The following is an 11,582-nucleotide window of genomic DNA, read 5'->3' as shown; positions in this document are numbered from 1 at the left end:
GCGACGTCCGCGACGACCGCCCCGAGCGCCGGGTCGCCGTCGACGCGGATCGACTCGCTGATTCGCCGGACCACGACCCCGCAGTCGTGGAGCTCCGCGGCCGCGTACAGCACCCGCTCCAGTTCGGTTCGCACGTACTCCATCAGCGACGTCGTCTCGCCGCGGACCTCGCCGTCGACCGAGACCTCCTCGGCGATCACGTTGCTCGCGCTCCCGCCCTCGACGCGCCCGAAGTTGACGCGCGTCATCCCCTCGCTGTGGCGGGGGATGCCGTAGGCGTTCTGGACCGCCGTCGTCATCGCCTGCATCGCGTTCGTGCCGGCGCTCGGCTCTCGCCCGGCGTGCGCGCTGGCCCCCTCGAACGTCGCGTTGATATGGGCCATCGCGAGCGGCCGGGTCGCGTTCGCCACGACGGTCCCGGTCGGGTGGCCGAGCCCGAGCTGGAACGCGAACAGGTAGTCGACGTCGTCGACGCGACCGCCCTCGGTGAGCGGCTTGCCGCCTCCGGCGACCTCCTCCGCCGGCTGAAAGAACACCCTGAACGTCCCCCGGAAATCGCTCGCCGTCACGGCTTCGAGGACGCCCAGCGCGATCGCGATGTGCGCGTCGTGGCCGCAGGCGTGCATGTACCCCTCGTTCTCGGACTGGAATCCCTCGTCGGCCGGGCGGTGGCCGGCGGCCGACGATTCCTCGATCGCGACGCCGTCGATCTCGACGCGGAGACCGACGGTCGGCCCGTCGCCGCGCTCGACCGTGGCGACCGCGCCGGTGTGCCCGTCGGCGGTCAGTTCGATCACGTGCTGCGGGACGCCCGCCACGACCGCGCGCTCGCGCCACTCGGCCATCGTCTCGGTCGAGGGTACGGCCATTCGGTGGTCCGACGAGAGCGCCTCTCGGCCGACGGCGATCTCGTCGACGCCGATCCGCTCCAGTTCCGCGGCGATCCGGGCGGTCGTGCGGACCTCGCACCACGCCGGCTCGGGGTGTCTGTGGAACGCGCGGCGAAGCGCTGCGAGTCGGTTCCGCACGTCGTGTGACATCGTCTCTGACCGCATATGCGGGCAGGGTATTTAAGGACCTCACTCGCACCGGTCGCTCGCCGGCGACCGGTCTCCCGACCGACGCGCTCGGCTACCCGGTCGTCGCCGTTTCGACCGTGACGTGCGCTATCGCGTCGGCGATGACGTCGAGCGCGGTGTCGGCGAGGTCGCGGGTCAGCACCAGCGGCGGAAGCAGCCGCAACACGTTGCCGTGGCGACCGGCCGTCCAGACGAGGACGCCGTGTTCGAAGCAGTACTGCTGGATCGCCTCGACCGCGTCGCCGTCGGGATCGCCGTCGGCGTCGACGAACTCGGCGCCGATGAACAGCCCGCGGCCCCGCACGTCCCCGAGCCGGTCGTTCCCCTCGGCGACCGTCCGAAGCCGGTCTCGGATGTGCTCGCCGAGGTCGCGGGCGTGCGCGAGCAGATCCCGCTCTTGCACGTACTCGATCGCTCGGGTTCCCGCGCGCATCGCGACGACGTGCCCGCGGTAGGTGCCGGCGTGGCCGCCGGCGTCCCACGTGTCGAGGTCCTCGTGGTAGATCGTCGCCGACAGCGGGAAGCCGACGCCGCCAAGCGCCTTCGCGGTCGTCATGATGTCCGGCGTGACGCCGTGCCACTGGCCGGCCCACCACCGCCCGGACCGGCCCATCCCGCTCTGTATCTCGTCGAACATCAGCGGGATGTCGTTCTCGGTGGCGATCTCGCGGAGCCCCTTCAGGAACCCCTCCGGCGGGACGATGACGCCGCCCTCGCCCTGGATCGGCTCGACGAAGATGCCGGCCGGGTTCGCCAGTCCGCCGTACGGGTCCTCGATGATCTCTTGGACCTCTTTGAGCGCACGGGCGCACGACGGCGCGCCGCAGCACTCGGCCGCGGACCGGGGACACACGGAGGCGGCATCGCCCGACTCCGCCCGGTCGATGAACGGCGACGGGTACTTCGCGTGGACGACGTCCGGCAGCAGCGGGGTGTAGTCGTCTTTGAACCCCTTGTTCGAGGTGAGCGCCATCGCGCCGGAGGTCGCGCCGTGGTAGCTCCCGCGGAAGGCGAGGAGCCCGTCGCCGCCCGTGTTGTACTTCGCGAGCTTGATCGCCGCCTCCACCGCGTCGCTTCCGGTCGGGCCGCCGAACACGACGCGGTTCTGGCCGCGGAGCCCGGGCGGCGCGATCTCGTCGAGCTTCTCGATGAGTTCGATCCGCGCCTCGGTCGGGAAGTCGACCGTGTGGACGAGCTTCTCCGTCTGCTCCCGGACCGCCTCGAGGACGTACGGGTTGGAGTGGCCGACGTTCAGCACGCCGATGCCGGCGAACATGTCGATGTAGGTGTTGCCGTCGGCGTCGCGGATCGTCGCCCCCTTCCCCTCCTCGAACGCGACGGGGATGTCCTTGGGGTACGCGACCGCGCTGCTGTCGATCCGTTCCTGCGTCTCCAAGAGCTCGCGACTCCGCGGGCCCGGCACCGAGCCGACGTCCGGGGCGTCGTCGAAGTGAAGGTCCTCGATCGGTGGTCCTGCGGTCATGGATCCACTCACGGGAAACGTCATTAAATAGGTTATCCACAGTTACCACCAACACCGTATACAAAATCTGATTTTCCACCCGTTCGGCCGTGGCCGTCCGACGGGGCTCAGTCGCCCGCGACCGTGAACCGCGAGGCGTCGCCCTCGGCGGTCGGGGCGGTGAGGAGCGAGACGCCCACCGTGAGCGCCGCGGACAGCGCCATCAGCCCGAGCGCGACGTCCCAGCCCCCTGCGACGGTGCGGGGGAGCGTCGGCACGACCTCGACGACCGCCGACAGCACCACCGCGAGGTACGCGACCTGCGGGACGAGCACGCCGGCGATCATCCCGGTCCGTGTGGTCCGTCGCCAGTAGAGCGCGCAGATCACCGGGAGCGCGAGCAGCGCGAACCCGGAGAAGGCGGTGCTCCCGACCTCGATCAGGGTTCCGGGGCGGAACAGGCTCGCGACGAACGCGAGGAGCGCGAACGCGGCGACGCCGATCCGGGCGACCCACGCCTCCCGGTACTCGGAGGCGTCGGCGTTGATCAAGGGCCGGTAGAGGTCGCGCGTGAAGTACGACGACCCCGACAGCAGCATCGAGTCCGACGAGGACATCATCGCGGCCATCGCCCCGGCGATCACGAGCGCCGCGAACCACGCCGGGGTGTACTCGCTCAGGACGACCGGGAGCACGTTCGCGCCCTCAGGCACGTCGACGGGCATCCCCGCCGCCCACGCGCCCAGCATGAACGCCGGGAGGAAGAGGAGGAGGACGAGCACGGGCCACAGCGCGAACGACCGCTTCAGCGTCTCGGCCGACTTCGCGACGAAGAACCGCTGGTTGATCTGCGGGAACATCGTCACCCCGAACGCGATGGTGACCGCCGAGGAGACGATGAACCCGACCGTGTAGGTGCCGCCGCCGAAGCGCCCGAACTCCGGCCGGGCGTCGAGCATCGCCCCGGTGGCCGCGCCGACGCCGCCGACGGCCGAGAGCACCCAGACGGCGGCGATCCACACGACCGAGAGCATGAACAGCCCCTGGATCGTGTCGGTCCACGCGACGCCGCGCATCCCGGCGAGGACGACGTAGAGGATCATGAACGCGGTGATGAGCGCCGCGCCGCCCCAGTAGGGGACGGCGCCGTCGGTCAGCCCCACGAGCGCCTCGCCGGCGCCCATCTGCTGGAGCATGACGTACGGGAACAGCCAGAGGAGGCTCACGCCGGCGACGAGCGCCCGGAGCCCCACGGAGCCGAAGCGATCGCCGAGCATCTCCCCGAGCGTCATGTATCCGTGCCGGTTCCCGATCAGCCACTGTTTGTAGCCGATCACGTACCACAGCACGGCGAACAACACGCCGTCGAGCGTCCCCATCACGATCAGCCACTCGGGGCCGGCGGCGAACGCGAGGTTCGGCCCGCCGAAGAAGGTGAACGCCGACAGCAGCGTCGCGAAGGTGGTGAAAAGCAGGACGAACGTCCCGATCGACCGGCTCGCGAGGTAGTAGTCCTCGGCCGTCGTCTCGGAGACGCGGTAGGCGACGAGGCCGACGAGGAGCGCGAAGAGGAGGTAGCCGACGACGATCCCGAGCGAGAGCCCGAGCGTCACGGCCGGTCACCCCCGGCGACGGGACTCTCGCGTCGGTCGTCACCCGTGTCGGTCCGCAGGCCCATCCCGCGTTCCCACGCGCCGCTTCGGGCGAACCGGGAGAAGAGGACCGTACACAGGCCGAGCCACGCGACGTGCCACCAGATCCAGACCGGGAGCCCCGCGACGACGCGGTCGACGCCCCACAGCGGCCACGGCACCGCGAACGCGACGAGGAGCGCGAACGTCGGTATCCATACGATATCTCTCCGAGATCGACTCATGTTAAGATATAATGGCTTTGAATTCTTAAACCTTACTTGGAGTTGTTCGTAAACGCTTTTCGTAGAATATTTTTCTTCAATACGTGGCGACGGAGGCGGGTGCGATAACTATTTTCGACGACACGCATAAGTGTACACGGGCGGCCGACGCCGCCCGATCATTACCATTCACTCACTCATGAAAGACACAGAAAAATACCTGATTCACGCCACCATGGCGGCCGACGGCGTCGTCGAGCGGAGCGACGTCGTCGGCGCGGTGTTCGGCCAAACCGAGGGGCTCCTCGGCGACGAGTTGGACCTCCGCGACCTCCAGGAGTCGTCGCGGGTCGGCCGGATCGACGTCTCCGTCGAGTCCGAGAACGGCCAGTCGTTCGGCGAGGTCACCGTCGCGTCGAGCCTCGACAAGGTCGAGACCGCGATCCTCGCGGCCGCGCTGGAGACGATCGACCGCATCGGCCCCTGCCAGGCCTCCGTGGAGGTGACCAGCATCGAGGACGTGCGGGCGGCCAAGCGCCGCGAGGTCGTCGAGCGCGCGAAGGAACTCCTCGCCGGCGGCTTCGAGGAGACGAGCCTCGCGAGCGACGACATCCTCGACGAGGTCCGCGAGGCCGCTCGCGTCGAGGGGATCGTCGACTACGAGGGACTCCCGGCCGGCCCCCGCGTCGGCGACTCCGACGCCGTCATCGTCGTCGAGGGGCGCGCGGACGTGCTCACGCTGCTCGACTGCGGCATCAAGAACGCGGTCGCCGTCGAGGGGACGAACGTCCCCGACGCGGTGGCCGAGCTCACCGCCGACCGGACCGTCACCGCCTTCCTCGACGGCGACCGCGGCGGAGAGCTCATCCTCCGCGAGCTCGCGCAGGTGGGCGACGTCGACTACGTCGCGTTCGCGCCGCCCGGAGAGTCCGTCGAGGACCTCGACCGCAACGCCGTCTTCGAGGCGCTGCGCGGAAAGGTCCCGTACAGCAGCCTCGCCGACGAGTCCAACCTCCGCGAGGCCGCCGAGAACGACGACGGCTCCACAGACGCTGACCCCGGTGACGGACGGCAGGCGGGGGGTGACGGCGACGAGTCGGAACGCGCCACGACCGGGGCGACCGGGTCCGAAGGATCCGAGCCAGACGACGACGAATCGGAGACCGCCGGCTCCGCGACGGCCGCTTCGGCGGGGCCGACGGCCGACGGCGCCGTCGCCGGGGCGGCCCGCGGCGCGGCGGAGGGCGGGCTCGTGGAGGCCGTCGAGGCGGCGACCGCGACCGCGGACGGCGAAGACGGCGGGGCCGCCGAGGCGGTTGACGTCGCGGTCGCCGAGTCGGCTCCCGCGGAATCGGGGGGACGGGAATCGGCCGATCCGGTCGGATCGCAGTCGGGAGCGGAGGCCGGATCGGAGACGGCCGAGGGGGCCGACGACGCTCCCGGCGACGACGAACCGCGGTCCATCGAGGAGCACGTACAGGAGGTGGTCGACTCGGAGAGCGCCCGCGCCCGGCTGCTCGGCGACGACCGCGGCGTCCTCGCGGAGGTCGACGCGGGCGACGCGTTCGACGCGGTCGAGGCGGCCGAGAGGGCCCCGCACACCGTCGTCGTCGACGGGCTGATCGACCAGCGGCTGCTCGACGTGGCGGCCCAGCGCGGCGTCAGCGAGCTGCTCGGACGCGAGGTCGGTGAGTTCGTGAAACGCCCCGTGGGGACGCGGGTGCTCACGGTCGGCGACCTGCGGGCCGGCAGCTGAGACGGAGCGCGGAGGCCGGGAGCCGAGGCGGAGCGCGGAGGCCGGGAGCCGAGACCGGCATCCGCGACCGACGGTTCGCGCCTTTTCACCGCTCAGACGAGCCCGACCGCGCCGAGCAGCGCGAACAGCACGTCGCCGGCCGTCAGCGAGACGACCAGGCCGACCGCCATGGGGACGACGAACGGCATTCCCGGCGACACCAGCACGCGGTCCTTGGTCGCGACGACCGCCAGCCCACCGCGGAGCGTCTCGGCGTCGGTGCCGTACGCCCCGTGGTCGATCTCCGAGAGGAACCGTTCCGCGGCCCACGGGTCCTCGGCGTCCGCCGTCCCGTCGACGACCGTCGCCCCGTCGGCGGAGCCGCGGTCGGCTTCGGGCTCTACACTACCCTCCACTCCGGTTCCCCCGTCCGTCCGCGGGCCGACGTGGGTCCCGCCGTCGGTCGGATCGAACGTCCCCCCGACGCTCGTCGGGTCGCGGAGGCGCTCGGGCTCGGCGCGAAGTTCCTCGAGCGTCGCCCCGCGCCACCGCAGGTACATCCGGAGCGCGTCCAGGTCCAGCCCGCTCCGGGTCTCGCCCGCGTCGTCCTCGAACAGGCGGCCGTGACGGTCCGGCAGCGACGCGGTCGCGACCGGCCGAGCGAGGAACGCGGTCGTCGACAGCTCGCCGCGACGGAGGTTGAGCGCGGCGAGCCCTAACGGGTACGCGAGCCCGAGTAGCACCGTGTTCGTGAGGATCGTGAGCGAGAACACGCCGATCTGCGTCTCGACCAGCGGGAGCGTGACCCCCCCGACCTCGTACGCCGGAAACGTCGGGAACAGGAGTGCGAGCGCGATCAGCGCCTTCGCGTCCGCCCCGCCGAACGCGCCGAGGTACCAGAACGCGTAGCCGAGCGGCGCGACGAACAGCACGCTGATCGCGGCCTGCACGACGAACAGCCGCCCCTCGATCCCGGCGAGCGGCCACAGCGTCGCCGCCTCCCAGAGCAGAAGCAGCGCCCCGAACGCGTACAGCGGCGGCCAGATCCGGTTCGGGAGGCGTCGGGTCCGGACGTCCCGCAGCGCCGCCCACGCGAAGACGGGGACGACGAGCAGCCGCAGAATGTCCGGCAGCGTGGCGACCATGTCCGCACGGCCGCCGCGGGCGTAATTAGGCGTTCGGGTTCGGCTATCGCGATCGATAGCGCCGGACGGGCGGACCCGACGGCGGCCGCGCTTGGGCTCGCGTCCTCAGGGCGCCGGAGCGGCCTCGCGGTGGAGGTAGAGGTACACGAGCACGGGAACGATGGTGAACGCGAGCGTGGCGACCGCCCAGAGGGGCGCGTAGCGGCTCCCGCGGGCCCTCGCGTCCCGGTAGATCCACGCCGCGGCGGCGACGACGATCCCGTAGACGACGAGCGTGAGCGGGAGCGACCACGGGAGGGCGACCCCCGAGAGGAGTGTCATGGTGTGCGAGTCGGCGGCCGAGGGTTATAACTCGCCCGTCAGGTCGGCGCGCATGACGAAGTCGGGCTCGCCGGCGACCGGCACCCGGTTCGCGGCGGTGTCGCTCACGTGTTCGACGGTCTCAGGAACGAGGACACGGGCGGCGTCGGCGTCGACCGCGGCGGCGTCCGCGGCGATCGTCTTATAAATCGCGCCGGCCGCGTCGACGTCGCGCCACGCGGCGACGCCGTACACGGCGGTCCGCTCGGGGTCGTCGCCCTCGTCGTCGCCCGAATACTCCGAGACGCGGGTGCGGACCGCGAAGCCGGCGAGGCGGCGATCGCGGTCTCGGGGGCCGTCGTCGGCCTCGCTTCCCCCGTCGCCCGCGACCGCGAGGAGACGGCCGTCGTCGGTCGCGGTCCGGAGGCGGTCGCGGGTGAGCGCGGAGCAGGCCCACGACTCGGCGTCGTCGAGCGCGAGCCCGTCGAGGTGGTCGCCGGCGTCGCTGTCGGTCCAGAACGCCCACGCGGCGTTCGGGTTCGGGTCGGCGAGGGCCCGAAAGCGAGTGGACGCGAGCGACGCCGCGGCGTCCGCGGTCGGCTCGGGCTGCGCGAACCGGAACTCCGTCCCCGGCTCGAAGCCGACCGCCCGCGATTGGCCGAGCCCGGCGACGTTCCACGAGAACACCATGTTCCGGCAGACGGTCGCGCCGCGCTCCCGTGCCCAGTCCAGCGCGGCGGTCGAGAGGGCGGTCCCGACGCCGAAGCCGCGGGCGGCCGGGTCGACGCGGATCCCCTGTCCCCACGCCTCCCACTCGGTGAGCAGTGCGCCCTGGATGCAGCCGACCACGGCCTCCGGCTCGCCCGCGGCCGCCGCGCCGTCTCCATCGCCCGCGACCAGGGTGTCGCCCGGTTCGCGGTCGTCGCGCTCCTCGATAGCGTCGCTTCCCGTTATTTCCCCGGGCGGCAACGTCGCCACGAACGTCCCGCGGTCCGGGTCGTCCGAGGCGACCCACTCGGGGAAGGCCCGCGGGATGTAGTCCTCCTGACGCTCGCCCCACGTGTCCCGGGTGAACGCGGCGACCGCGTCGGCGTCGGCGGGCCGGGCCTCGCGGACGACGGGGGAGAGCGTCGAGCCCGAGGCGGAGCCCGCGTTCGGGGTCGTCATCGCCAGGGCTGTGACTCCTCGGTGAGCTCGCCGGCGAGGTCGCGCCCCATCGCGGTGGCGGGGTCCGACAGGTTCGCCAGCGCCCACATCAGCTTCACCTTCGCGGTGCCGGGGAGGGTATCGCCCGCCTCGACGACGCCGGCGTCGAGCAGGTCGCGGCCGGTGTCGTACACCCGGTCGCAGACCCGGCCGGCGAGGCACTGGCTCGTCATCGCGACGACTGTCCCGCCCTCGACCAGCTCCTCGATCCGCGGGATGAGGTCGGTGTGGACGTGGCCGAGGCCCGTCCCCTCGATCACGACGCCGTCCTTGCCGTCCAGGTAGTCCCACGCGGCCGGGTCCATGCCGGGCGTGAACTTCGCCAGCTCCACGTCCGCGTCGATGTCGGTCGCGGTCGCGAGGTCGGTCCTCTCCCGCGAGAGCGGCTCGCGGTTCCAGTCGATGGCGGCGTCGGCCGTCTCGCCGTCGGCGCCCGCCTCGGCCGCCGCCTCGTAGTCGATGCGGCCGAGCGGCGCGGCGCCGACCGTCTCGAAGGCGTCGCGGCGGGAGGTGTGGTTCTTCCGGACGCGGGTGCCGCGGTGGAGCGCGCAGGCGTCGTCGGACGGACTCGCGTGCATGCAGACGAGCGTCTCGGCGTGGTCGGCCTTCGCGGCCTCGACGGCGCACACCGCGTTCATCACGTTGTCCGAGGAGGGACGGTCCGCGGAGCGCTGGCTCCCGGTGAACACGACCGGGACCGGCGCGTCGAGCATGAACGAGAGCGCGGAGGCCGAGTACTGCATGGTGTCGGTGCCGTGCATCACGACGACGCCGTCGGCGCCCGCCTCGATCTCCTCGGCCACGGCCGCGGCGAGCTCCCGCCAGATGTCGGGCTCCATGTTCTCCGAGAGGATGTTGGCGACGACGCGCCCGCGGTAGTTCGCGCGGCCGGCCAGGTCGGGGACGGCCCGCAGCACGTCCTCGGCGTCGAACTGGGCGGTGACCGCGCCGGTCCGGTAGTCGACGGTGGAGGCGATCGTCCCGCCGGTGGAGATGAGCGAGACCGTCGGCAGGTCGTCGTCGAACGTGATCTCGGAGGCCTCGCCGCCGCCCGCGTCGGACCCCTCGTCGACGTCGCGGGCGCCCGATTCGAGCACCTCGACGTCGGCCGCCTCGCGGTCGACGCCGACGTTGTAGCCCCCGTCGAGCTTGACGACGAGGTGGTCGCGAGTCGTCGAGGGGAGCAGTACGCCCTCGTTCGTGACGTCCCCGCGCTCGACGCGGACGCGATCTCCCGGTTGCATACCACCCGCTTCCCCTGCGGCGGACTTGAATCCAACCGTTCGGCGGCGGAGCCGGCCCGGGCCGACGCCGTCGATCGGAATGATAACAAATGACAAATATCGTAGGTTTTATTACGAACCGCGACCATACTGTCGACTGCACTCGAGGTGGTCAGCAATGGCGCTCCCACGACCAGCGAGCTCGTGGACACAGGGGCTCGACTTCCCGAGCCGACTGTTCGAGACCAGTGGTAACGACTACGAACTGTACGAACGGGACGACGAGTTCGTGCTTACGGTAGAGCTCCCCGGGTTCGATCCCGAGGAGATAACGGCCTCGTGGGACGACGGCGTTCTCAACATCGCCGGCGAACACGAGGACCCGGACCGCGACGTGCGCCGGACCTACCACCGTCGGTTCCGCTTCCCGAAGACGGTCGACGAGGACGCCATCGAGGCGACCTACGAGAACGGCATCCTCACCGTCCGTCTCCCGGTCGCCGTCGACGCCGCCGCGACCGGCACTGAGATCGCGATCGAGAGCTGACGCCGCGGGTCGGTACGTCTTTTATCAGTCGCACACACCGAGAGCGCATGGACCGCGACGAGTTCGCCGCCAGCATCGACCACACCGTGCTCGGCCCGGAGACGACGTGGGACGACGTCGAGACCGTCCTCACCGAGGCGGTCGAACACGGCATGAACGCCTGCATCCCGCCCTGCTACGTCGCCGAGGCGGCCGACTACTCGAACGCGCCGGAGGCGATCGCGACCGTCGTCGGGTTCCCGCACGGGCAACACGCGGCCGAGACGAAGCGCGACGAGGCGGTCGCCGCGTGGGACGACGGCGCCGACGAGGTCGACCTCGTGATCAACGTCGGCCGGCTGAAGGCCGGCGAGGACGACGCCGTCGCGGCCGAGGTCTCGGACGTGGTCGCCGCGGTGCCGATTCCGGTGAAGGTGATCATCGAGACCGCGCTCCTGACCGACGCGGAGAAGCACCGGGCCTGCGAGGCCGCCGTCGCCGCCGACGCCGATATGGTGAAGACCGCCACCGGCTTCGCCGACGGCGGCGCCGCGGTCTCGGACGTGGAGCTGATGAGCGAGTACCTCCCGGTGAAGGCCTCCGGCGGCGTGGGGTCCTACGAGGAGGCGATGGCGATGTTCGAGGCGGGCGCGGAGCGGATCGGCGCCTCCTCCGGCGTCGCTCTCGTCGAGGGATTCCCCGAGTAGCGGGCGGAGACGCGCCGTGCGGTCCTCCGAGTCGCCCGTTCCCTCGACGTGAGAATACGGTCATGAGAATTTATAAACAGAACCCGTATCCGGGTCTATGAGCCACTCGCGCGGATCACGGGGTCTGGACCTCGACACGGCGTTCAAGGCGTTCGGTGCGGTCGGAATCGCCATCTCGCTCGCGCTGATACTCGGCGTGTTCGCCCTGACGGACCCGTTCGGCGACTACGTCAGCGTCTCGCCGGCGGTGTACGGGAGCCTGCTGTCGGTCGGACTGCTCGTCGCCGTCGGCTACGCGGCGTACGCGCTGCGCCGCCGCTGAGCGGTCACCGAGCGGACCGTGG

Annotated in this window: 12 protein-coding genes; 4 read left to right on the top strand and 8 right to left on the bottom strand. The window is 71.2% G+C overall.

Going from position 1 to position 11,582, the window contains the following annotated elements; all coding sequences use genetic code 11:
* From R6U01_RS11485 to R6U01_RS11470, 4 genes are all read right to left on the bottom strand, one after another.
* Positions 1-1,040, bottom strand: a 1,040-nt coding sequence (locus R6U01_RS11485; RefSeq protein ID WP_410286591.1) for an amidohydrolase, incomplete at its 3' end; no start/stop codon positions are given.
* A 91-nt stretch (positions 1,041-1,131) separates the two neighbouring features.
* Positions 1,132-2,562 (bottom strand): aspartate aminotransferase family protein, encoded by a 1,431-nt coding sequence (locus tag R6U01_RS11480; protein ID WP_410286590.1) that lies wholly within the window; start codon positions 2,560-2,562, stop codon positions 1,132-1,134.
* Positions 2,563-2,669: 107 nt separating this feature from the next.
* Positions 2,670-4,154: a sodium:solute symporter gene (locus R6U01_RS11475; protein WP_410286589.1), complete on the bottom strand. Its 1,485-nt coding sequence runs from the start codon at positions 4,152-4,154 to the stop codon at positions 2,670-2,672.
* On the bottom strand, positions 4,151-4,417 hold the full coding sequence (locus tag R6U01_RS11470; protein ID WP_410286588.1) for a hypothetical protein: 267 nt from the start codon (positions 4,415-4,417) through the stop codon (positions 4,151-4,153). The genes R6U01_RS11475 and R6U01_RS11470 overlap by 4 nt, the downstream gene beginning before the upstream one ends.
* A 178-nt stretch (positions 4,418-4,595) precedes the next feature.
* Between R6U01_RS11470 and dnaG the strand changes: the two genes are divergently transcribed.
* Positions 4,596-6,152: a DNA primase DnaG gene (dnaG, locus tag R6U01_RS11465; protein ID WP_410286587.1), complete on the top strand. Its 1,557-nt coding sequence runs from the start codon at positions 4,596-4,598 to the stop codon at positions 6,150-6,152.
* A gap of 92 nt (positions 6,153-6,244) precedes the next feature.
* Here the strand turns inward: dnaG and R6U01_RS11460 are convergent, their stop codons facing one another.
* The 4 genes from R6U01_RS11460 to gatD form a co-directional block, all read right to left on the bottom strand.
* The gene (locus tag R6U01_RS11460) at positions 6,245-7,276 is read right to left on the bottom strand and encodes a prepilin peptidase (RefSeq protein ID WP_410286586.1); all 1,032 of its coding nucleotides are present in this window, start codon (positions 7,274-7,276) and stop codon (positions 6,245-6,247) included.
* A 105-nt stretch (positions 7,277-7,381) separates the two neighbouring features.
* Positions 7,382-7,597: a hypothetical protein gene (locus R6U01_RS11455; protein ID WP_410286585.1), complete on the bottom strand. Its 216-nt coding sequence runs from the start codon at positions 7,595-7,597 to the stop codon at positions 7,382-7,384.
* 24 nt (positions 7,598-7,621) lie between these two features.
* The gene (locus R6U01_RS11450; RefSeq protein WP_410286584.1) at positions 7,622-8,743 is read right to left on the bottom strand and encodes an N-acetyltransferase family protein; all 1,122 of its coding nucleotides are present in this window, start codon (positions 8,741-8,743) and stop codon (positions 7,622-7,624) included.
* Positions 8,740-10,026, bottom strand: a complete 1,287-nt coding sequence (gene gatD, locus R6U01_RS11445) for a Glu-tRNA(Gln) amidotransferase subunit GatD (protein ID WP_410286583.1) — start codon at positions 10,024-10,026, stop codon at positions 8,740-8,742. Before gatD ends, R6U01_RS11450 begins: the two co-directional genes overlap by 4 nt.
* A 157-nt stretch (positions 10,027-10,183) precedes the next feature.
* Here gatD and R6U01_RS11440 point away from each other — a divergent pair, with 157 nt between their 5' ends.
* The 3 genes from R6U01_RS11440 to R6U01_RS11430 all read left to right on the top strand — a co-directional run bounded on the left by R6U01_RS11440 (position 10,184) and on the right by R6U01_RS11430 (position 11,560).
* The gene (locus tag R6U01_RS11440) at positions 10,184-10,552 is read left to right on the top strand and encodes an Hsp20/alpha crystallin family protein (RefSeq protein ID WP_410286582.1); all 369 of its coding nucleotides are present in this window, start codon (positions 10,184-10,186) and stop codon (positions 10,550-10,552) included.
* Between the two features lie 47 nt (positions 10,553-10,599).
* Positions 10,600-11,238: a deoxyribose-phosphate aldolase gene (gene deoC / locus R6U01_RS11435; protein WP_410286581.1), complete on the top strand. Its 639-nt coding sequence runs from the start codon at positions 10,600-10,602 to the stop codon at positions 11,236-11,238.
* A 97-nt stretch (positions 11,239-11,335) separates the two neighbouring features.
* Positions 11,336-11,560, top strand: coding sequence for a hypothetical protein (locus tag R6U01_RS11430; protein ID WP_410286580.1), 225 nt, complete (start codon positions 11,336-11,338; stop codon positions 11,558-11,560).
* The last annotated feature ends 22 nt before the right edge of the window (positions 11,561-11,582 follow it).

This window comes from Halorubrum sp. (assembly GCF_046498025.1).
Taxonomy (GTDB): domain Archaea; phylum Halobacteriota; class Halobacteria; order Halobacteriales; family Haloferacaceae; genus Halorubrum.
This window is presented reverse-complemented; position numbering and strand designations above follow the sequence as displayed.